The sequence below is a fragment of the Lentzea waywayandensis genome, from assembly GCF_900115955.1.
In the GTDB taxonomy this organism is placed as follows: Bacteria; Actinomycetota; Actinomycetes; order Mycobacteriales; family Pseudonocardiaceae; genus Lentzea; species Lentzea waywayandensis.
In genome coordinates this window covers 169,261-189,148 of sequence record NZ_FOYL01000013.1, presented here as the reverse complement: position 1 = coordinate 189,148, position 19,888 = coordinate 169,261, and the positions used below count along the sequence as shown (strand labels likewise).

The following is a 19,888-nucleotide window of genomic DNA, read 5'->3' as shown; positions in this document are numbered from 1 at the left end:
GGCCGGTTCCACCTCAGGCGACGGCGAACAGCAACGCGGCCATGACCGCCTCCACCCAGAAGTAGAACCAGATCGGGTAGAACGCCGTGGGTCCGTCGGCGAGCCGAGAGACGAGCCGTCCCAGGGCCATGCCCGCCAGCGCCGCCGCGACCGTGACGACCACGCCCTGACGGATGCCGTCGTCGATCGCGGCGAAGGTCAGCACGGCGGCGATCGCGAGGCCGAAACCGCCGTAGACCGCGCGAATCTCGGACCGGCTCTCCGGTGCGTTCACGAGGATGCGGAACGGTCTGGCGAGGGCCGCGGGCGCGACCAGGGCGTAGAGGCCCATGCCGAGGAAGAACACCGCGGCGACGACGATGATCGTGATCTGCACACGTGGAATCATCGGGCGCGTGACCGATGCCGCGCTTCCGGAAACGTGCTGCCCCGCCGAGCGGGCCACGATCTGGATCTGGCCCGGTCAGGCCGCCTACCTGGGCCCGTCGCTCGAGCTCGACCCGCACTCCGGCTCCGTGCACTGCTTCGCGCTCGGCGTCGACGCGCCGTTCCTGCTCCGCATCGGCGACGACGAGCGCGAGGTCCGCAGCGTCCTCATCCCGGCGAGAACACGGCACCAGGTCGTGTCGGACGGCCGGATGCTGTTCCTCTACCTCGAACCCGACCTGGCCGACGACCGGATCCGGGCCGCGCTGGATCTCCTGCAGGCACACCCCTGCCTGAGCGCGCCGCAGGTCGCGGCCGAGCTCAGCCTGTCGGCGTCGAGGTTCCTGCACCTCTTCTCGGCGCACACGGGCACGAGTTTCCGCAGGTACCGGTTGTGGGTGCGGATGTTGAAGGTCGCGGCGGCCACCGCCGGAGGCGCGGATCTGACCAGGGCGTCCGCCGAGGCCGGGTTCGCCTCGCCGAGCCACTTCAGCGACAGCTTCCACGACATGTTCGGGCTGACCGCGAGCACGTTGCTCAGGAGGAACGCCCGAATCGTCCTCGAGCCGGGGTCGAACGGCGCTCCAGCGGCGTAGATCACGTCCGAATGTACTAGCTAAGGCATACCTTAGTTAAGTTAGGGTTACTTTACGCCTTGGAGAGTGCCAGGAGAGGATCGCGATGGAACCGGTGTTAGACCTGGCCGGAATTGGGTTCGGGCCGTCCAACCTCGCTCTCGCGATCGCAGTGGAGGAACACGCGCTGCCTGTCCGGGCCCGCTTCTTCGAGAGGCAGCCGCGGTTCGGCTGGCACCGGGGCATGCTGCTCGAGGACGCCACCATGCAGGTGTCCTTCCTCAAGGACCTTGTCACGCTGCGCAACCCCACCAGCGGTTTCAGCTTTCTGTGCTACCTGCGCGACCGCGGGCGGTTGATCGACTTCGTCAACCACAAGAACCTCTTCCCGCTGCGCAAGGAGTTCCACGACTACTTCGAGTGGGCCGCCGAACAGGTCGGGCACCACGTGTCGTACGGCGCCGAGGTCTCGCAGGTGCGGACCTGCGACGACGGCTTCGAGTTCACCGTCGGCGAGCAGCAGGTCAGGGCCCGCAACCTGGTGCTGGCGACCGGCCTCGAGGCCAACCTGCCGGACGGCATCGAGACGAGCGACCGGATCTGGCACAACAAGGACCTGCTCACCCGCGTCGACAGCCTGAAGAACCCGCGCCAGGTCGTCGTGGTCGGCGCCGGGCAGAGCGCGGCCGAGGCCGTGGCGTTCTTCCACGACCGCTTCCCCGAGGCGGAGGTGCACGGCGTCTTCGCGCGCTACGGCTACAGCCCCGCCGACGACAGCTCGTTCGCGAACCGGATCTTCGATCCCGCCGCGGTGGACGACTTCTACTCCGCGCCGGAGGAGGTCAAGCAGAAGCTGATGGGCTACCACGCCAACACGAACTACGGCGTGGTCGACGGCGACCTGATCGAGGAGCTGTACCGCCGCGTCTACCGGGAGAAGGTCGTCGGCCGGCAGAGGTTGTTGCTGCACAACACCTCCAAGCTCACCGACGTGACCGCCGACGGCAAGTGCGTGGTCGAGTCGCTCGCCGGCGGCGGGCAGCTGCCGATCGACGCCGACGTGATCGTCTACGCGACGGGCTACCGTCCGGCGAACCCGGTCAGGCTGCTCGGCGACCTCGCTCACCACTGCGAACGCGACGAGCGCGGCCGGCTGAAGGTGACCCGCGACTACCGCGTCGTCACGGACAACGGCCTGCGCGGCGGCATCTACCTCCAGGGCGGCACCGAACACACGCACGGCATCACGTCGTCGCTGCTGTCGAACACGGCGGTGCGCGTCGGCGAGATTCTCGACTCGGTGCTGCGGCGGGTCGCCCAGCAGCAGGCAGAACCGAAGCTCCAGGCAGTCAAGTAGTTCCAGTAGTTCGTGAGGAAGGACCTGTCATGACCAACCCGTTCGAGGACCCGGAAGGCCGTTTCTTCGTGCTGGTCAACGAAGAGCAGCAGCACTCGCTGTGGCCGGTGTTCGCGGAGGTGCCCGCCGGGTGGACCACGGTGTTCGGCGAGGAGAGCCGCGAGGCGTGCCTGGCCTACGTCGAGGAGAACTGGACGGACCTGCGTCCGGCCTCTATCCGTGTTTGACGGCCGCTGTGTTTGATTGCCGCTGCTCCGCAGACGGCGGTGAGTTCGCCGGGAAGTCGGCCGGACGACCGACGCGAACTCACGTGAGGCAGTCAGCTCAGGTAGTCCTCGAACGTTCGCTTGCCCACCGCGCGGCCGGGAGTCAGGTTCCCGCCCGCGCGGTAGGCGCGGTACGTGGCCCCAGGCACCTTCAACGGCACGAGCGTGCGCTTCTTTCCCGTTGCCGCCAAGTACATCCGTGCGAAGTCGACGGCTTCGCGGATCTCCGGGCCGCCCATCTCGGGTGCCTTGCCCGCCGGCGGCGCCTGGGCCAGCGCGGCCAGTTCCAGGCCGACCTCGGCCTCGTCGACCGGCTGGAAGCGGAACCCCGGCACGAGCATCAACGGCAGCTTCGAGGAGCCCTCGAACATCTTGTGCAGCAACGAGTGGAACTGCGTGGCCCGCAGAATCGTGTGCGGCACACCGGAATCGATGATCACCCGCTCGGCGGCGAGCTTCTGCTTGTAATAGGGGAGCGGCACCTCGTGACAGCCGACGATCGAGATGTAGACCAGGTGCGCGGGCTTCGAGGCCAGCACCGCCCGCGCCATCCGCACCTCGTGCCGGAACGACGTCGCGCAGTGCACCACCACGTCCGCCCGCAGAGCGTTCAACCCCGTGCCGCGCAACAGATCCGTTCCGGTGGAGCGTGAGACCGCCTTGGCCCCCGGCAGCGCGGCGACGACGTGCTTGCCCAGCGAACCACTGCCACCCGTGACGACGAAGGTCATGCCGTCACTCTGGCACGGTGGTAGTAGGCCAGCACGACGGTGCCGGACACGGCGGCCACGGCGCTGATCACCAGACCGGCCTGCGACAGCCCGCTCATGCCCGTGCCCTCGCCGAGCAGCTTGATGCCGATCCACGCGGCGACGATCGGGTTCACCACTGTCTGCCCGGCCACGACGAGATCCGGCGGTCCGGCGGCGTATCCGAGCTGGATGAACCACGCCCCGGTCAGGAAGGCGACTGCTAACCCGCCGAGCGAGACCCATTCGATCAGCGGCAGCGCGGTCGTCACGTCCCTGACCAGCACGGCGACCAGTCCGTAGGCGATCCCGGCGCCCACGGCGAGCGCCAGAGCCCGCACGGCGTCCGCGGTGAAGGTCGCGGCCACGACGCACACCAGCACGCCCGCGACGACGAGTTGCCCGGCCTGCAGCGCCACCTTCGGCGACACCTCGGTCGGTATCGCCGCGCCCGCCGTGATCGACACGAACACCACGATCCCGGCCGTCGTCACCAGCACCGCCACGGCGAGCAGCCCGGTCAGGCGTCGTGCGCGTGCCACCGCGATGATCGGGATGGCCAGCGCGTTCAGTGGCGCGACCACCGACACCGGGGCCAGCGCCAGCGCGACGACCTGCAGAACCGCGCACGCGAACAGCACCAGGAACCCGGAGACCCACCGGCGTGACCGCACGAGCTGGAGCGCCGAGGTCAGCTTCAGGTCGGTCGTCTCCTGCACCCCGGCGTGCTGCCACATCGCGCCGAGCGCGCTGCACCCGGCCGCGAGCACCGCGCACAGAATCGCGACCCCGACCACGTGGTGAATGCTACGCCGCCACTGCTATGGTTCATTACATGAGTAACGAACCAAGGAACTAGGCCCATGTTCGACGACCGGAGCCCGATCTACCGGCAGATCGCCGACCGGATCAAGGCGGACGTGCTCAGCGGGGTGTTGAAGGCGGACGAGCAGGTCATGTCGACCAACCAGTACGCCTCCTACTACCGGATCAACCCGGCGACCGCCGCGAAGGCGTTCCAGCAGCTCGTGGACGAGCAGGTGCTCTACAAGAAGAGGGGGATCGGGATGTTCGTGAGCACGAGGGCTCGCGACATGCTGCGGGCACAGGGGCGGGAGAGCTTCTTCGGCGAGGTCGTGGACCCGATGGTCGCGGAGGCCCGCGCTATCGGCATTCCGCTCGCCGAGGTCATCCGCCGGATCGAACAGCACGAGAACAACGGGGGCGTGTGATGCGGGTTGACGTACAGGGCTTAACGGTTCGCTATGGTGAGGTCACGGCCGTCGACGACATGAGCTTCTCGTTGTCCGGCAACAAGATCTACGGGCTGCTCGGCCGCAACGGCTCCGGCAAGACCAGCCTGATGTCGACCCTGGCGGGTTATCGCAAGCCTTCAGGATCCGTTCAGCTCGACGGCGCCCCGGTCTTCGAGAACGCCGCCGCGATGCGCCAGGTGTGCCTGGTCCGGCACTCCGCCGATGCCGCGGACAAGGGCGACAAGGTCTCGTACGTGCTGGAGTACGGCGCGGCCTGGCGTGACACGTGGGACAACGCGTACGCACTGGAACTGGTGGACCTGTTCAAGATCGACCTCAAGACGAAGGTCGGCGCGCTGTCGCTGGGTCAGCGGTCCGCGCTCGGCGTCGTGATCGGGCTAGCCAGCCGTTCACCGCTGACGATGCTGGACGAGGCGCACCTCGGCATGGACACGCCGACCCGGTACGCGTTCTACGACGCGCTGCTCAACGACTTCATGGAGCACCCGCGCACGATCGTCATCTCCACTCACCTCATCGAGGAGCTCGCCTCGTTGCTGGAGGAGGTCCTGATCATCGACAGCGGCCGCCTGGTGCTGCAGGAAGAGGCCGACGTGCTGCGCTCGCGCGGTACCGAGGTCACTGGGAACGTCTCCGACGTCGACGAGTTCACCGCGGCGTTGACCGTGCTCAGCGAGAAGTCGTTGGGAAGCACCAAGGCCGCGATGCTCTACGGCGCTCTCGACTACGACCAGCTGATCCGTGCCCGTCAGCTGGGCCTGGAGCTCGGCCCGATCGCGTTGCAGGACCTGTTCGTCCACCTCACCGAACCGGTCGGAGGCAAGCGGTGAAGATCTTCCGGCACCTGATCACCTCGATCGCCGTGTTCTGCGTCCTGGTCGCGGCCGGCGCCTTCGCGTTCGCCGTCGTGACCACGTTCGTGGTGTCGGCGTTCCGCGACGTCGAGATCAGCGCGTGGAACGTCGTGGCGTCGCAGGTCGCGCGCTGGTTCCTGTTCTGGGTGGGCATCTACCTGATCCACAACCTGTTGCCGATCGCCGTCGCGCACGGCCGGACGCGTCGGGAGTTCCTCGCCGGAGCCTCTGCTTTCAGCGTCGTGCTGGCGTTCGTGATGGGGCTGCTCGGCTGGCTGGGATTCCTCGTGGAGGGCGGGATCTACTCGCTGATGGACTGGCGTGCGGACGAGCACGGCTCATCGGTCGCGTACTTCCTGATGTTCCTGGTGTGGTGCGCGGTCGGCATGTTCTGCGCGGCGGCCTTCGACCGGTTCGGCGCCGGCGGCATCTTCTCGATCCCGATCGCCCTGTCGCTCGTGGCCGTCACGACCACGGGGATCCCCGGATCGGGCAAGCTGCCGTTCGTCCCAGACCTGCCGGTGTTGCTGGGCTCCGGCTGGCACCTGGTGTCGGTGGCGGCGTTCCTGGTCGCGCTGGCCGGGACGTGGGCGATCGCCAGGGACATGCCGGTGCGGCTGCGCACCACGTGATCAGCCGCTGTCCCGCACCACCAGCGACGGCTCGAAGACCACCGACGTGACGGGGGTGCGCGGCTCGCCGATCTGGCGCAGCAGCTGACGTGCCATCTCCGCGGCCATGTCGCTGATCGGCTGGCGGACGGTCGTGAGCTCGGGTTCGGACGTCAGCGCGGCGCTGCTGTCGTCGAACCCGACGATCGCCACGTCGTCGGGAACCTTGCGGCCGCTGCGGTGCAGCACGGGGATCGCGCCGTTCGCCATCAGGTCCGAGGCGATGAACACGCCGTCGACGTCCGGGCAGCATCCGATCAGTCGTTCCATCGCGGCCACGCCGGACTGCCGGGTGAAGTCGCCGTGCACCACCACGGCGTCCGGTACCTCGGCGAGGAACCCGGCGAGCCGGTCCTGGCCCGCCGGGGTGTCCTGCGGCCCGGTGATCGTCGCGATCCTGTTGCACTGCAACGACTTGAGCCTTCGGCCTGCGAGGGCGGCGCCAGCCGTCTGGTTCACGTCGACGTAGGTGATCGGCATCGGCCTGAGCGGGCGGCCGGCCAGCACGACCGGCAGCCCGGCCGCGATCAGCTGACCTGGCACCGGATCCGCCGGATCGGTGTGCACGAGGATCACGCCGTCCAGACGTCCGCAGCGCAGGTCGCTCATCGCCTGCTCACGCGTGCCCGGCCCGGTCATCATCAGCACCAGGTGGATGCCGAGCGGCCGCACGACCCTGGTGACACCGCTGACGACGCTCGCGAGGTGCGGGTCGCCGTCCATCCGGCGTTCGTCGGGCAGCAGCAACCCGATCGCGTCGGCCCGGCGCGTGACGAGCGACCGCGCGGCGATGTTCGGCAGATAACCGGTGCTGGAGATGGCTTTCTGCACGGCGTGCCGGAGTGACTCGTCGACGCTGGAGGCACCGTTGACCACTCTCGACGCGGTCGCGCGCGACACTCCGGCCACGCGGGCCACCTCCTCCAGCGTCACGCGCTTCACCCGGCCGCCAGTTCCGCCGTGCGGTGGCGTTCCATCAGCTTGACCACCTCGGCGGTCGGCGGGTGGGTGATCGCGGAACCGGCCGACCGCACGACCTCCAGCGACTCGGTGAGGTGCGTGCGGACGAACTGCTTCAGCGCGTCCGGGCTGGTCGAGGCGAGCTGGATCTCGGCATCCGTCGGCATTCCTGGCATGTCGTGCCCGGCGTGGTTGTTGACGTACGGCGCGTCGAGCAGCTTCCTCAGTTCGGTGAGCTCGATGTTCCGGTTCTCCTTGAGCGAGGCGGAGTCCGTCAGGTCGAGCAGCTTGAGCGCCTGCTCGTCGGTGGCGATGGCGAGCTCGACGAACGCCCGTTCCGTTGCGCCGTAACCGTTCTGGGGAGTCGTGGGTGGAGGAGGCTGCGGAGGTGGAGCCTGCTGGCAGGCCGCGAGAAGGCCTGCCAGCAGGAGTGCTGTCAACCGTGGTTGCCGGCGTGGTCGCACTTGATCACCACGTTGAGACAGTTGCGGACGCGGCGCTCCATCTCGGCGCGCGGCCACACGTTGAAGAAGTCACCGTGCATCGTCTGCCCTGTGCCAGAAGCGAGGCGCAGTCCGGCCGTGCTGCCGTTGACCGGATACCTGAGCACCATCCGGAGTTTCGGCACCGAGACGGGGTGGCTCGACGGGCAGCCGCCCGCGACCGGGTAGGACATGTGGGACTTGTGGTCGGCCGAGTCGAGGTTGCGGCCGTCCCAGCACTGCGGGAAGTCCAGGTAGGTCTCCAGCATCGTGCCCGCCGGGCAGGTCACGAAGTTCTTGGACGGGTTGACGTGCCCGGCGTGCAGGCAGGACCAGCGCGCGATGCTGTCGGCGTCACCCGTGGCCTTCGCGTTGCCCGCGACGATCTTCAACCCGTACGGCGTCGGCTGGATCGCCGCCGGGTTGTTCACGCCTTCGCCGAGGTAGTAGAACGTGACTCCGGTCGGTGCGATCGCCGTGTTGTTCCGGTACAGCGTCGGCACCCAGTAGGACGAGATGTCCGCGGCCGGGTTGCAGTTGCCGGTCTGGCCTTCCAGCGACTGCTGGGTGGACCGGGCGTTCGTCGAGTGGTTGCCGAAGAAGTCGTGGAAGTGCGAGGCCCCGGCCAGGTTCGGCAGCACGATCGGGTCGTCCGCCAGCCGGTGGCTGATCGGGCACTCCGCGAGGAACTCGGCCACGCGAACAGGTTCTCCTTGTGCCGCAACGGGAATGCTGAGAGCCGTGGCTATCAGTCCGATGACGGCGGCGATGTGGAACAAAGGCTTCCTCATTGAAGCTTTCCTCTCCGCAGCAGGATTGGGAGAGCGCTCTCACGCCCATCGAGCATGGCGCAGCCCGTAATGAGCCGTCAATCCGCAAGAAACGTTCAGAAGTCCCGGTTTTCTTGACACGGCATGCCTGATGCCCTGACTCTCGGCTCTGAACTCCTGTCCCAGAGAGCGCTCTCTCGCGCCGCCGTCCCGTTCTCCGGCCTCAGGAGCATTCATGTCAGGAAGGCTTCAACGCGGAAGACTCCCTCTGTTCGTCGCGGCGATGGTCGCGGCCGCTCTGATCGTCCCGGTGCCGGCCTCGGCCGCCGGTCCGCTGATCTCGCAGAACCGTCCGGTCACCGCGTCCAGCAGTGAGAACGCCGTGTTCGGCGCCGCCGCGGCGGTCGACGGTGACGCCGGAACCCGCTGGTCCAGCGCGTTCAGCGACCCGCAGTGGATCCAGATCGACCTCGGGCAGTCCGCGCGGGTCGACCAGGTCGTGCTGGCCTGGGAGACCGCGAGCGCCAGGGCGTACACGCTCAGCATCTCCGCCGACGGCAACTCGTGGCAGGAGCTGCGCAGAACGACCACCGGGCCCGGCGGCACCGAGACCCTGGCGGTCACCGGCACCGGCAGGTACGTGCGCCTCGACCTCACCCAGCGGGCCACGCAGTGGGGTTACTCGCTGTGGGAGTTCCAGGTGTTCGGCACCCAGGGGAGTGCGGCGGAAACCCTGCTCTCCTACGGCAGGACCGGTGCCGCGTCGACGTTCCAGGACGACCCGGCCTGCGGCCAGTGCACCCCGGCCAAGGCGTTCGACCGCGATCCCGCCACCCGCTGGGCGACGAGCGCGACGAACGGCTGGGTCGACCCGGGCTGGATCTCCGTCGACCTCGGCGCCACCGCCACGATCTCCAAGGTCGTGCTGCAGTGGGATCCGGCGTTCGCCACCGCGTACCGGATCGAGGTCTCCGACAACAACTCGACCTGGCGCGAGATCTACTCGACCACCGCGAGCCGCGGGTTCAAGGAGACGCTGACGGTCAACGGCACCGGACGGTACGTGCGGATGTACGGCACGGCCAGGTCGAACGGCTACGGCTACTCGCTGTGGGAGTTCCAGGTCTACGGCACGGGTGGCGCTCCGATCACACCACCGCCGTTGCCGCCGAACCCGACGTTTCCCGGCCGGCTGGTGTGGGCGGACGAGTTCAACGCGCCTGCGGGCGCCGCGCCGGACGCTTCGAAGTGGACGCCGGAGATCGGGCCGGGCGTGAACAACGAGCTCCAGTACTACACGAACAACAACAACGCCCGGCACGACGGCAACGGCAACCTGGTGCTCCAGGCGCGGCGTGAGGTGACGCCGGGCAGCGCGTGCCCGGTGGATCCGGTCAGCGGCAGCGGGACCTGCCAGTACACGTCCGCACGGCTCAACACCTACGGCAGGTTCACCTTCACCTACGGCCGGGTCGAGGCGCGGATCAAGGTGTCGTCGACGCAGGGGCTGTGGCCGGCGTTTTGGATGCTGGGCGCGGACTTCTTCGACAAGCGCACGCCGTGGCCCGCCTGCGGCGAGATCGACATCATGGAACACGTCGGTCGCGAGCCGAACAACTTCTACTCGACGCTGCACGCGCCCGGCTACTACGGCGCGGGCGGGTTCGGGCAGCAGCTCGCTCTCGGTCAACCGGCGTCATCGGCGTTCCGGACGTTCGCGGTGGAGTGGGACTCCAGCCACATGACGTTCAGCGTGGACGGCAACAGGTTCTTCACCGTCGACCGGAACCAGCTGGAGACCACCCGCGGGCCGTGGGTCTACGACCACCCGTTCTTCCTCATCATCAACAACGCGGTGGGCGGCGACTGGCCCGGCCCGCCGGGGGCCGGGACGCAGCTGCCGCAGGACATGGTGCTGGACTACGTCAGGGTGTACCAGTGATCGAGATCTGCGCGGGCGGTGAGACGTCGAACGCCTCGCTGACCGCCTCGACCTCGATCTGCGCGGTCTCGCCCGAGTTGAGCGGGATCGCCGGCACGAAGTACGCGTCGTTCGTCGTGCCACCGAGGAAGATCCGTTCGGAACCGGTCCACTTGTAGACCCGGTACTGCCTGATCGTGCCGGGCGAACGAGTCCAGGTGAGCCGTGCCGATGCCGTCGTGGCGTTGGTGCGGCTCACCTGCTCGACCCGGACGTTGGACGGGCTCGCGGGTGGCGTCATGACCGGGTTCGTCACGCCGATCCGGCCGATCAGCGCCGTGATCGCCGCGCCGGGCAGGACCCGCAGCGAGATCTCCGTGAGCGTCGCGCCGGAGTGCTCGCCGAGCGGGAAGACGCTGCGCCGCCACGCCCCGCTGACCCCGCCGAGGTCGAGGACGTGTTCTGCCGTGCCGAACCGCAGGATCGCCTGGAGCCTCGACGGACCGGTGCCGGTGCGGTGGACGATCTCGAACTGGCTGCTGCCGGTGAGCTTCAGCGACGTCGCGAACAGCCGGACGTCGTTGGCGGACTGCGGGGTGCCGGTGATCTTCAGCGCGGTGCCGCCGTCGTACGGGTCGTCCCAGTCGAGCGACGGCGTGACCTTCGTGCCGGTGCCGGTGACGCTCCACCGCCACGTCGGCAGGACGTCCTGCAACGACAGGTTGTTCCACGCCTGCGCCGACCGGACCGTGCCGCCGACCGCGAACTTCCTGCCGTGGCCGGTGTTGAAGTTCGTGACGAACGGCAGGCTCGTGATCGGCGTGAGCTCGGTGATGTAGTGGGCGACGCCCTTCCAGCTCGCCGTCGTCGTGGTGTTCGCCGGGTCGCCGTTCTGGCCGACCCAGAACCTGTTGTCCCGGCTGTAGAAGTCGGCGGGGCTGCTCGCCGACTTGAACGTCCATTCCGGACGGTAGAAGCCGAGCGACGTCACGTGCGGCTTGTTCTCGGGGAAGACACTCGCCCAGCCGATGCTCGTGTTGTAGCCGTTGGCCTCGACGTCCACACCGGACGCCAGGTCGTACGGGCTGCGGCCCATCTGCCGGGCCAGCGCGGCCGAGTTCGCGAGACCCTGCGTGCTCCACCAGAAGTTCATGAACATCTCGTCGGACTGCTCGAAGAACATCCGGTTGCGCGCGGTCAGGGCGTTCTGCCAGCTGACGCTGCCCGTGTCGGTCATCGCGTCGTACCAGATGACCCGCAGCCCGGACTTCTTCATGTACACGATGAAGTCGCGCATGTCGTTCGCGAGCTGGGTGTTGCCGCCGGCGGTCTCCTGGTTGAGGAACCAGCCGTCGAACCCGTAGTGGCGCGCGACCTGGATCATCTTGTCCGCCACGGGGAACCGGTCGCCCTCGCGTTTGACGAAGTCGCGGACCCACTGGATCTGGCCGCCGTACGCGGTCGGCGGGAGGAACACGTTGCCGATCACCTTGACCCCGTTGCGGTGGGCCGCGTCGGTGACGGTCGGGTTCGGCGCGAGGATCAGGCCCTCGGACGCGGATCCGCCCCAGAACACCAGTTCGTCGATGTACTGCCAGTAGTTCGTGGCGTAGTAGTTCATGTCGAGCGCGCCCTGGGCGGGGTTGTTGCTCGTGGGCGCGTACGCCACCAGAGCCTGCACTCGAGCCTCGTTGGGACGGGCGTGCGCGTTGGCCGGTCTGGCCGGAACGACACGTCTCGCGAGCGGCACCGTGCTGCGGTTGTACTTCGCGTCCCGGTCGGTCGACGGATCCCAGTTCAGGATCGTCGCCGGGTGCCAGTACGACGCGTAGGGCTGCGCGACTTCGGCTGCGGACGCGGGAGTCTCGGACAGCAGACTGGTGAGTGCTGCTGTGGAGCTCAGAACGAGGAACTGTCTCCGAGTGGGCACGTGATCACCCTTGTGCGCCATCTGATTCGCCGCATACCGCTTCTACGGTGACTGAACAGGACGACAACGTCCCGGTCCGCTGCGCTGGGTGACGAACCGCGTTCGGTGACCAGTTGTCGAACATCGTCGAAATGTCCCCGTAACCATCCATGTGGCCGAATCCGTTCGGAGCTACCGGGCGGTAGCGTGAGCCTCGCCGTCGGTTTTTGGTTCCCCTGCAACCAATCGAGGTGTCATCGTCGTGCGCATCAAAGTCGTGCTTGCGGCACTCACCCTGGCGCTGATCCCGGTCGCCACCCCCGCCGTCGCCACCGCGGCGGCCAACCCCTACGAACGCGGCCCCGCACCTACGGCCGCAACGGTCGAGGCAGCTCGCGGCACCTTCGCCGTGACGTCCGCGGCCGTGTCCCGCCAGTCGAACTTCGGCGGCGGCACGGTCTACACCCCGACCAGTGATCTCACGTTCGGCGCCGTCGCCGTCTCACCCGGCTTCACCGCCACCCAGTCGTCCGTCGCGCACTTCGGCCCGCGCCTGGCGTCCTACGGGTTCGTCGTGATCACCATCAACACCCTGTCCGGCTTCGACGACCCCGACAGCCGGGGCCGTCAGTTGCTGGCAGCACTGGACTACGTGGTCCGAACCAACCCGCGCGTCGATGCCTCGCGCCTCGCCGTGATGGGCCACTCCATGGGCGGCGGCGGTGCACTGCGCGCCTCCGCGACCCGACCCGCCCTGCAGGCCTCGATCCCGATGGCCGGCTGGCACACCACCAAGAGCTGGTCGACGGTCCAGGTGCCGACCCTGGTGCTCGGCGGCCAGAACGACCCCACCGCGCCCAACTCGCAGCACTCGACGCCGTTCTACAACTCGATCACGGCCGCGCCCGACAAGGCGTTCCTGGAACTGCGCGGCGGCGACCACTCGGCGCCTCGCAGCGACAACGTGACGGTACGGAAGTACACGCTGTCGTGGCTCAAGCGGTTCGTGGACGACGACGTGCGCTACGACCAGTTCCTGTGCCCGGCGCCCGCGCCGAACACCTTGATCTCGGCGTACCGGGACACGTGCCCACACGCGTGATCTTGAACGAGTAACCAGTACAGACAGGGAGTTGCCCAAGCGACCGCCGGGGCGGCTTCAACGGCCTGACTGATCGGGTTGCTGTGCCAGCTTGCGACGGCCTGGCGCAGCGACCCGGTCATGTCTCTCTCACCATCAGCCCGGCGCCCTCCGGGATCTCCAGCGGAACCGTGTAGAAGCGGATGTCGTACCCGTCCGGGTCGGTGACGCCGGACAACAGCCAGCCGACCTGCGTCCGCGTCACGCCCGCGTGCGCGACGCCCTGCGCGGCGAGGTGCGCCGCGAGCGCGTTGATGGCCTCCTCTCCCGGCACGCCGATGGCGAAGTAGTCGAACCCGGCCGCCGCGACGGCCTTCTCCGGGTTGAGGCGGATCGCGAAGCCCGGCCCGCCGTTGGGATGCGCCAGGGCGACACCCATCAGGACGCCCTCCTCGACGAAGTGCATGACGGGCAGGTAGCCGAGGTGGTCCTGGTACCAGGCCAGCGACTTCTCCAGGTCGGAGACCGGCAGTTTGAGGTGGTGGATGCCCTCCAGCAGTGGCGCGTTGCTCATCTCGTGACCTCCTGATTGCAGTAAGACTGCACTTATGCAGTTAGACTGCAACATGTGGCAGAAGACGTCAACAGGGATCTGCGAGCGGCACGGCGGGCGGACACCGAGGTCCGGATCATCGAGGCGGCGACCGAGCTGTTCACCGAACACGGCTACGTCGCCACGACGTTGACCGACGTGGCGAAACGCGCCGGCGTGGGCGCACGCACGGTGTACGTGCGGTTCGAGGGCAAGGCCGCGCTGCTCCAGCGCTGTCTCGACGTGGCGATCGCGGGGGACTACCACCGCGTGGCCGTGCCGGACCGCGACTGGTTCCAGCAGGCGATGAACGCGCCGACAGCGGGGGAGCGGATCGCGCGGATGGCCAGGATCAGCGCGCAGCTCATGGAGCGCACCGGGGCGTTGCTGAAGGTGGCGCAGCAGGCCGAGGCGATCGAGCCCGAGATCGCCGAACGCGCGCAGGCGGGCCGCACGCAGACACATCAGGCCATCGGCGGCTTCTTCCGGAAGCTTGCCGCCGATGGCCTGATGTCAGAGGAGAACGTGGACTGGGTCGCGGAGACCGGTGCGGTGCTCGGCCAGGCCGAGACCTACCTGCTGCTCACCAGGACCACGGACCTGTCGGTGGAGCGGTACGAGTCGTGGCTGGCCGAAACCTGGACACGACTCGTACAACCTCACTCGTAGGCGATCGCGTCCAGCACGTTCAGCCTGGCCGCTCGGATCGCCGGCAGGATCGCCGCGATCACGCCGACGAACGCCGCCACCACCAGGTACTGGGCCATGGTCATCCAGGGGAGTCCGATCTCCGAGATGCCCTGGTCCTTCAGCGCCTGCACGGTCGCGATGCCCAGGGCGAGACCGACCGCGAGGCCGAGCACCGCGCCGAACACCGAGATCACCACCGACTCGACGGTGATCATCCGCATCACCTGCGACCGCCGCATGCCGACGGCCCGCAGCAGGCCCAGTTCGCGGGTTCGTTCGATCACCGACAGCGCCAGGGTGTTGATGACGCCGAGGACGGCGATCAGGATCGCCAGCGCCAGCAGGATCTGGATCATCAGCAGGACCGTGTCGAACTGCGAGGTCGTCTGCTTCACGAACGCGCTGCGGTCCTGGACGGTGATCTCCGGGTTGTCCGCGAACAGCGGTTCGACGCGCTTCTGCACGTCCGCCGCGGACACGCCCGATGAGACCTGGACGAACGCCTGAGCGATCTGGTCGGACCGGAACTGCGCCGAGGCCGACTCCGGCAGGACGAGCGCGCCCTGCAGCACCTGCGACTTGGCCCAGATGAAGGCGACCGTGTAGTTCTGCGGCGCCGCGGCCTTGGCCAGTTGCAGCGTGACCGTGCTGCCGACCGTCCAGCCCTTCTCGGCCGCCATCTCCTCCGGCAGCGCGAGCTGGCCGTCCTTCAGCGGCTTGATGTCACCGGACTTCGGCTTCAGCGCGAACATCGTCGCCATCGCGGGCATGTCGGTGACGCCGACCGCGAACAGCTGGTTCTCGCCCTGGAGCACGCCGTCCTGCGACCAGCCGACCGCCGACTTGACGCCGTCGGTCTTCTCGATCTTGGTCAGGACGTCCCGCTTGAACGTCGCGGCCTGGCCCTCCATCTGGCCCTCGCCGGAGATGATCAGGTCGGTCTGGAGCTGACCGGTGGCCAGCTTCTCGATCGACTTGGTCGCCGACGTCAGCACCACGCTCACGCCGGTGATCAGCGAGATGCCGACCATCAGCGCGGCCGCGGTGATCGCGGTGCGGCGCGGGTTGCGCGCGGAGTTGCGGCGTCCCAACAGGCCTGGCATCGACCACGACAGCAGGCGGCCGATCAGCGACACCATCGGCTTGGACAGGATCGGGGTCAGCAGTGCGACACCGACGAACGCCACGAGGATGCCGCCGAAGATCAACGGCAGCGAGGCCTGGTTGAAGCCGAACGCCAGCGACGTGCCACCCGCGGCCGCCACCAGGGCGCCGGTGATCGTGATCTTCGTGAGTGGACGGTCCGGCGTGGCCGCCTCGCGCATCGCCGCCACCGGCGCGATCCGCGACGCCCGCAGCGCCGGCATGACCGCCGCGATCACGGTGACGATCATGCCCACCGCGAACGACGAGATGATCGCCGACATCGGCACGCCGATGCCCGCGAGCTGCAGGTTGGTGCCCCCCACCGAGCTGAAGATCTTCGCCAGCAACGCACCGATGCCGATCCCTGCCCCGAGACCGACGATCGACGCGATCAGGCCGATCACCAGCGCCTCCAGCACCACGGACCCGATGACCTGGCCGCGTGAGGCGCCCATCGACCGCAGCAGCGCCAGTTCCCGCGTGCGCTGGGCGACGATGATGGAGAACGTGTTGAGGATGATGAAGATGCCGACGAACAACGCGATGCCGGCGAACCCGAGCAGCACGTAGTTGAAGAACTTCAGGCCCTCGTTGATCTGGTCGGCCTGTTCCTTCGCCAGCACCGCACCGGTCTTGACGTCGTAGCCGGAGCCCATCTTCGCCGCGACGGCGTCCCGCAGCGCGTCGTCCGACGTGCCCTGGGCTGCGGTGACGGTGATGCCGGAGAAGACGTCCTTCTTGCCCAGCAACAACTGCTGCGCGACCGGCTCGGTGAACGCCACCGACAGCTCGCCGCCCAGCGAGTCACGGCCACCCGCGTACTCGTAGATTCCGGTGACCTTGAAGGTCTTCTTGGGCTCCAGCGTGAGCAACGAGATGTCGTCGCCCACCTTGAAACCGCCGGTCGTCGCGAGATAGCCGCCCAGGACGACCTCGTTCTCGGCGGCGGGCGCCTTGCCCTCGCGGATCTTCTCCTGGCCGGTGCCCGTCCAGTTGAAACCGAACCGGGGCGAGCCCGACGTGGTGATGACCTTGCCGTTCTTGCCGATCGGCCGCGCGGACCCCTGCACGTCGCCGACGGCCGACGCCACGCCCGGCACCGACTTCACGTCGGCGATCGCCTGCGGCGTCAGCGGTTCCGGCTCCTTGCCCTTCTCCGCCTTCGGCGCCACCGAAACGTCCACATTGGCGAAGGCCGACGAGAACAGGTCGGTGAACGAACGCTGAAGCGTGTCGGTCAGAACGAACGAACCGGACACGAACATCACACCCAGCACCACCGCGAGCGCGGACAGCACCAGGCGGAGCTTGCGCGACAGCAAGCTCTTGATAGTCGCCTTAAACATGCGGCACCGCGACAACGGAGTCGAGGTGCTTCATCGTGTCGAGAACCTCTTCGGCCGACGGAGACAGCAGCTCGCGGACGATGTGGCCGTCCTTGAGGAAGATGACGCGGTCGGCGTACGACGCGGCGTTCGGGTCGTGCGTGACCATCACGATCGTCTGGCCGAACTCACGGGCGGAGCGCTGCAGGAACCCGAGCACCTCGGCGCCGGACTGCGAGTCCAGGTTGCCGGTCGGCTCATCCGCGAACACGACGTCAGGGCGCGACACCAAGGCACGTGCGCAGGCCACGCGCTGCTGCTGACCACCCGAGAGCTGCGTCGGCCGGTGCGTGAGCCGGTCGCGCAGACCGACCGTGTCGACGACGACGTCGAACCACGCCTTGTCGACCTTCTTGCCGCCGATCGCGAGCGGCAGCGTGATGTTCTCCTCCGCCGTCAGCGTCGGCAGAAGGTTGAACTGCTGGAAGATGAAACCGACCTTGTCCCGCCGAAGCTCCGTGAGCCCGCGGTCCTTCAGCCCGGTGACCTTCGTGCCACCGACCCACACCTCACCGCTGGTGACGTCGTCCAGCCCCGCGAGGCAGTGCATCAACGTCGACTTGCCCGACCCGGACGGACCCATGATCGCGGTGAACCTGGACTTCTCCAGATCGACGCTCACCCCCGCGAGCGCGGTCACGGCGGCGTCGCCGGACCCGTAAGACTTCCACACGTCGACGGCTCTCGCCGCGACTCCATCGGACGCGCTCACTTCTTGTCCCCTCCTATGGGCTTTCGTGCGCACCATCTTCGGTGACACGGGCACACCGAAGGGTCAGGTCTTTCACTGAGATCGACCCTGAGATTAACCCCGGTGCCCCCGCCCGAGTCACCACGCTGAGAGAACTCTCAGCTGCGCCGAGTAGGCGTGCGGTTGCTTGGAGGAAACGTTATTTCACTGCTGCGGCAGTGTCTTCAGCCTTCGGATGACTAGGCCGTCAACTTCCGTCGCAAGGGGACGGTCGGTTCCATCAGCCATGAAACCAATTCCACGCGGAGGCCTTCCCTCAACGCGTTCTGGGCGAGCCAGTGGTCCACGTCCCCCGCGTAGGCGCCGGCCGGCCGCGGCCAGCAGGCCAGCCACTCGCCGAACGCCGCGTTGAACGCGATCGGGCCGCCCGGCGGGCGCACACCGAGCACCAGCACGGGGTCCTCTCCGGTGGTGAAAGAGGCGGCGGTGTCGTGCACACCACCGAAGAGGATCCGATCCGCACCCAACTCACGGGCCTTGTCCGCCACCCCGAAGAACGCCGACCCACGCCCGTGAGCGCGCACCACCAGCTGGTGCGCGCCGAAGTCGGTGTCGAGGAACTCGTCGGCGTACGTGCCGTCGTCGGCCAGCACCAGCACGTTCGTGCCGCCGGGGAGAGCCCCGACCTGCCCAGGATGCGTGATGCCGATGACGGTGATGCCCACGCCCGCAATCCTGCCGAGCTTGTGTTAACCCTTGGCACCGCTCGCGTTAAACAAGTTTCGGAAGCACTTCGGCGCCGAACAACCGGATCGTCTCGATGACCGACTCGTGCGGCATGCCGCCGATGTCCACGATCACCAGGTGCGTGTCGATGGACAGGTGCTCCGCCAACGCGTTCAGCCGCGCCGCCACCTCGTCCGGCGTGCCGCACACCGCCGCGCCGTCCATGATCGCGTCGACATCGATGTCGCCGTCCCCGCGCCACGGATCCGCGAACCGCGCGTACTCGGCCAGATGTGGCCGCCACCGTTCACGCGCGTCCTCCCGCGACACGAACACGTGACTGGGCACGCCGACCCGTCCGGCCGGGAAGTGCTCCCGGTAGCGCTGCACGACCTCCAGGTAGATCGACGGATCCCGCAACGTCGAGGGCAGCATCAGCGGCATCTCCAGCTCGGCGCCCAGATCCGCCGACACCGCCGACCCCGACCCGATCCACACCGTCGGCCGCGGCGTCTGCACCGGGCGAGGCGTCGTCGTCACGTCGCTCAGCTGCCCCCGGAACCGCCCGTCCCAGCTCACCGACGGCTCCTCCAGCAGCTTCAGCAACAACCGGAGGTGCTCCTCGAACCGCGCCCGCAACTCGCCGGGCTGCACGCCGAACGCCGCGTCCGTCTGCTGGTCGACCCCGCGCGCCACGATCAGCTCGGCGCGGCCGTTCGACAGCACGTCGAGCGTCGCCAGCGCCTCGGCGACCAGCACCGGGTCGCGGTGCGCCAGCAACGTCACGCCGGTCGAGAGTCGCAACGTCGAAGTCCGCGCCGCCACGGCCGCCAGCAGCAGCTCGGGCGCGGACACGATGTAGCGGGTGAAGTGGTGCTCACCGATCGCGACGCCCGCGAACCCGGCCTCCTCGGCCACCACCGCCTGCTCGACCATCGCCCGCAGCCGGTCGGCCTGCGGCACCTCCTGTCCCGTGCACGGATTGGGCAGGTGGTCACCCAGGATCAGCAGGTAGACGTCCATGCGGGCCATTTTCCATCGTCCGAGGCAAGATGGTTGATGTGGTCACCAACAATGAGGCCGAGAGCCGCTACGAGGTCCATGTCGACGGCGCGCTGGCCGGGTTCCTGGAGTACCGGATCATCGGTGAGGTCATCGCGCTCGTTCACACCGAGGTCGACGAGGCGTACGCAGGTCAGGGCCTCGGCGCCCAGCTCGCCAAGTACGCGCTCGACGACGCGCTTGCCCGTGATGTCAAGATTTCCCCGTTGTGCCCGTTCGTGGCGAAGTACATCGACAAGCATCCGGAATACCGTGTTACCGTCCGGTAGATAGTTGCGAGCGCTAACAAAGAGGTGGG

22 protein-coding genes are annotated in these 19,888 nt (G+C 68.0%); 10 read left to right on the top strand and 12 right to left on the bottom strand.

The genetic code is table 11. The features are described from left to right. Nucleotides 1-13: 13 nt before the first annotated feature. Entirely contained in the window at nucleotides 14-376 is a 363-nt protein-coding gene (locus tag BM417_RS37240; protein WP_093604484.1) for a DUF4345 domain-containing protein, read from the bottom strand. Between the two features lie 19 nt (nucleotides 377-395). Here BM417_RS37240 and BM417_RS37235 point away from each other — a divergent pair, with 19 nt between their 5' ends. The 3 genes from BM417_RS37235 to BM417_RS37225 all read left to right on the top strand — a co-directional run bounded on the left by BM417_RS37235 (nucleotide 396) and on the right by BM417_RS37225 (nucleotide 2,585). Beyond that, complete coding sequence (locus tag BM417_RS37235) at nucleotides 396-1,022, top strand: AraC family transcriptional regulator (RefSeq protein ID WP_245822476.1); 627 nt, start codon at nucleotides 396-398, stop codon at nucleotides 1,020-1,022. 85 nt (nucleotides 1,023-1,107) lie between these two features. Then, nucleotides 1,108-2,358, top strand: a complete 1,251-nt coding sequence (locus tag BM417_RS37230) for a lysine N(6)-hydroxylase/L-ornithine N(5)-oxygenase family protein (RefSeq protein WP_093604255.1) — start codon at nucleotides 1,108-1,110, stop codon at nucleotides 2,356-2,358. A gap of 29 nt (nucleotides 2,359-2,387) precedes the next feature. Further along, on the top strand, nucleotides 2,388-2,585 hold the full coding sequence (locus tag BM417_RS37225; protein WP_093604253.1) for an MbtH family protein: 198 nt from the start codon (nucleotides 2,388-2,390) through the stop codon (nucleotides 2,583-2,585). Nucleotides 2,586-2,677: 92 nt separating this feature from the next. Here the strand turns inward: BM417_RS37225 and BM417_RS37220 are convergent, their stop codons facing one another. Together BM417_RS37220 and BM417_RS37215 are read right to left on the bottom strand one after the other, a co-directional pair. After that, nucleotides 2,678-3,355: an SDR family oxidoreductase gene (locus BM417_RS37220; protein ID WP_093604251.1), complete on the bottom strand. Its 678-nt coding sequence runs from the start codon at nucleotides 3,353-3,355 to the stop codon at nucleotides 2,678-2,680. Further along, entirely contained in the window at nucleotides 3,352-4,170 is an 819-nt protein-coding gene (locus BM417_RS37215) for a DMT family protein (RefSeq protein ID WP_093604249.1), read from the bottom strand. The genes BM417_RS37220 and BM417_RS37215 overlap by 4 nt, the downstream gene beginning before the upstream one ends. Nucleotides 4,171-4,236: 66 nt before the next feature. On the opposite strand from BM417_RS37215, the gene BM417_RS37210 reads away from it, so the two are divergent. Genes BM417_RS37210 through BM417_RS37200 form a run of 3 tightly spaced genes read left to right on the top strand, consistent with a single transcriptional unit; the run spans nucleotide 4,237 to nucleotide 6,136 of the window. Then, nucleotides 4,237-4,605 (top strand): GntR family transcriptional regulator, encoded by a 369-nt coding sequence (locus tag BM417_RS37210; protein WP_093604247.1) that lies wholly within the window; start codon nucleotides 4,237-4,239, stop codon nucleotides 4,603-4,605. Beyond that, nucleotides 4,605-5,480 carry an ATP-binding cassette domain-containing protein gene (locus BM417_RS37205; RefSeq protein ID WP_093604245.1) on the top strand — a complete coding sequence of 292 codons (876 nt, stop codon included), beginning with the start codon at nucleotides 4,605-4,607 and terminating at the stop codon, nucleotides 5,478-5,480. Before BM417_RS37210 ends, BM417_RS37205 begins: the two co-directional genes overlap by 1 nt. Next, nucleotides 5,477-6,136 (top strand): hypothetical protein, encoded by a 660-nt coding sequence (locus tag BM417_RS37200; RefSeq protein WP_093604243.1) that lies wholly within the window; start codon nucleotides 5,477-5,479, stop codon nucleotides 6,134-6,136. Before BM417_RS37205 ends, BM417_RS37200 begins: the two co-directional genes overlap by 4 nt. Here BM417_RS37200 and BM417_RS37195 read toward each other — a convergent pair whose 3' ends face one another. Genes BM417_RS37195 through BM417_RS37185 form a run of 3 tightly spaced genes read right to left on the bottom strand, consistent with a single transcriptional unit; the run spans nucleotide 6,137 to nucleotide 8,408 of the window. Next, nucleotides 6,137-7,108 (bottom strand): LacI family DNA-binding transcriptional regulator, encoded by a 972-nt coding sequence (locus BM417_RS37195; RefSeq protein WP_245822474.1) that lies wholly within the window; start codon nucleotides 7,106-7,108, stop codon nucleotides 6,137-6,139. A 5-nt stretch (nucleotides 7,109-7,113) separates the two neighbouring features. Further along, nucleotides 7,114-7,575, bottom strand: coding sequence for a hypothetical protein (locus BM417_RS37190; RefSeq protein WP_093604239.1), 462 nt, complete (start codon nucleotides 7,573-7,575; stop codon nucleotides 7,114-7,116). Continuing rightward, nucleotides 7,572-8,408, bottom strand: coding sequence for a DUF1996 domain-containing protein (locus BM417_RS37185; protein ID WP_093604237.1), 837 nt, complete (start codon nucleotides 8,406-8,408; stop codon nucleotides 7,572-7,574). Before BM417_RS37185 ends, BM417_RS37190 begins: the two co-directional genes overlap by 4 nt. 214 nt (nucleotides 8,409-8,622) lie before the next feature. Between BM417_RS37185 and BM417_RS37180 the strand changes: the two genes are divergently transcribed. Next, entirely contained in the window at nucleotides 8,623-10,329 is a 1,707-nt protein-coding gene (locus BM417_RS37180) for a discoidin domain-containing protein (RefSeq protein ID WP_093604235.1), read from the top strand. Here BM417_RS37180 and BM417_RS37175 read toward each other — a convergent pair. After that, nucleotides 10,313-12,238: an endo-beta-N-acetylglucosaminidase gene (locus BM417_RS37175; RefSeq protein WP_177320814.1), complete on the bottom strand. Its 1,926-nt coding sequence runs from the start codon at nucleotides 12,236-12,238 to the stop codon at nucleotides 10,313-10,315. The two genes, BM417_RS37180 and BM417_RS37175, sit on opposite strands and share 17 nt — an antisense overlap. A gap of 241 nt (nucleotides 12,239-12,479) precedes the next feature. Between BM417_RS37175 and BM417_RS37170 the strand changes: the two genes are divergently transcribed. After that, nucleotides 12,480-13,319: a dienelactone hydrolase family protein gene (locus BM417_RS37170; RefSeq protein ID WP_093604231.1), complete on the top strand. Its 840-nt coding sequence runs from the start codon at nucleotides 12,480-12,482 to the stop codon at nucleotides 13,317-13,319. 118 nt (nucleotides 13,320-13,437) lie between these two features. On the opposite strand, the gene BM417_RS37165 is transcribed toward BM417_RS37170, so the two are convergent. Continuing rightward, nucleotides 13,438-13,872 carry a VOC family protein gene (locus BM417_RS37165; protein ID WP_093604229.1) on the bottom strand — a complete coding sequence of 145 codons (435 nt, stop codon included), beginning with the start codon at nucleotides 13,870-13,872 and terminating at the stop codon, nucleotides 13,438-13,440. A gap of 54 nt (nucleotides 13,873-13,926) precedes the next feature. On the opposite strand from BM417_RS37165, the gene BM417_RS37160 reads away from it, so the two are divergent. Continuing rightward, on the top strand, nucleotides 13,927-14,559 hold the full coding sequence (locus BM417_RS37160; protein WP_177320813.1) for a TetR/AcrR family transcriptional regulator: 633 nt from the start codon (nucleotides 13,927-13,929) through the stop codon (nucleotides 14,557-14,559). On the opposite strand, the gene BM417_RS37155 is transcribed toward BM417_RS37160, so the two are convergent. The 4 genes from BM417_RS37155 to BM417_RS37140 all read right to left on the bottom strand — a co-directional run bounded on the left by BM417_RS37155 (nucleotide 14,550) and on the right by BM417_RS37140 (nucleotide 19,551). Beyond that, the gene (locus BM417_RS37155) at nucleotides 14,550-17,072 is read right to left on the bottom strand and encodes an ABC transporter permease (protein ID WP_093604225.1); all 2,523 of its coding nucleotides are present in this window, start codon (nucleotides 17,070-17,072) and stop codon (nucleotides 14,550-14,552) included. The genes BM417_RS37160 and BM417_RS37155 overlap by 10 nt on opposite strands. Then, a complete protein-coding gene (locus BM417_RS37150; protein ID WP_093604482.1) occupies nucleotides 17,065-17,859 on the bottom strand; it encodes an ABC transporter ATP-binding protein in 795 nt (264 codons plus the stop codon). The genes BM417_RS37155 and BM417_RS37150 overlap by 8 nt, the downstream gene beginning before the upstream one ends. Nucleotides 17,860-18,041: 182 nt before the next feature. Then, a complete protein-coding gene (locus tag BM417_RS37145; protein WP_093604223.1) occupies nucleotides 18,042-18,527 on the bottom strand; it encodes a hypothetical protein in 486 nt (161 codons plus the stop codon). 46 nt (nucleotides 18,528-18,573) lie between these two features. Then, complete coding sequence (locus BM417_RS37140; protein ID WP_177320812.1) at nucleotides 18,574-19,551, bottom strand: LLM class flavin-dependent oxidoreductase; 978 nt, start codon at nucleotides 19,549-19,551, stop codon at nucleotides 18,574-18,576. Between the two features lie 38 nt (nucleotides 19,552-19,589). Here BM417_RS37140 and BM417_RS37135 point away from each other — a divergent pair, with 38 nt between their 5' ends. Next, nucleotides 19,590-19,859, top strand: a complete 270-nt coding sequence (locus BM417_RS37135) for a GNAT family N-acetyltransferase (RefSeq protein WP_093604219.1) — start codon at nucleotides 19,590-19,592, stop codon at nucleotides 19,857-19,859. Nucleotides 19,860-19,888 lie beyond the last annotated feature (29 nt).

What these genes read in the sequence shown, in the direction of transcription:
- BM417_RS37230 (WP_093604255.1), top strand. Translation starts at nt 1,108, where the DNA reads ATGGAACCGGTGTTAGACCTGGCCGGAATTGGGTTCGGGCCGTCCAAC.
- BM417_RS37225 (WP_093604253.1), top strand. Translation starts at nt 2,388, where the DNA reads ATGACCAACCCGTTCGAGGACCCGGAAGGCCGTTTCTTCGTGCTGGTC.
- BM417_RS37220 (WP_093604251.1), bottom strand. Translation starts at nt 3,355, where the DNA reads ATGACCTTCGTCGTCACGGGTGGCAGTGGTTCGCTGGGCAAGCACGTC.
- BM417_RS37210 (WP_093604247.1), top strand. Translation starts at nt 4,237, where the DNA reads ATGTTCGACGACCGGAGCCCGATCTACCGGCAGATCGCCGACCGGATC.
- BM417_RS37205 (WP_093604245.1), top strand. Translation starts at nt 4,605, where the DNA reads ATGCGGGTTGACGTACAGGGCTTAACGGTTCGCTATGGTGAGGTCACG.
- BM417_RS37185 (WP_093604237.1), bottom strand. Translation starts at nt 8,408, where the DNA reads ATGAGGAAGCCTTTGTTCCACATCGCCGCCGTCATCGGACTGATAGCC.
- BM417_RS37180 (WP_093604235.1), top strand. Translation starts at nt 8,623, where the DNA reads ATGTCAGGAAGGCTTCAACGCGGAAGACTCCCTCTGTTCGTCGCGGCG.
- BM417_RS37165 (WP_093604229.1), bottom strand. Translation starts at nt 13,872, where the DNA reads ATGAGCAACGCGCCACTGCTGGAGGGCATCCACCACCTCAAACTGCCG.
- BM417_RS37155 (WP_093604225.1), bottom strand. Translation starts at nt 17,072, where the DNA reads ATGTTTAAGGCGACTATCAAGAGCTTGCTGTCGCGCAAGCTCCGCCTG.
- BM417_RS37150 (WP_093604482.1), bottom strand. Translation starts at nt 17,859, where the DNA reads ATGGTGCGCACGAAAGCCCATAGGAGGGGACAAGAAGTGAGCGCGTCC.
- BM417_RS37140 (WP_177320812.1), bottom strand. Translation starts at nt 19,551, where the DNA reads ATGGACGTCTACCTGCTGATCCTGGGTGACCACCTGCCCAATCCGTGC.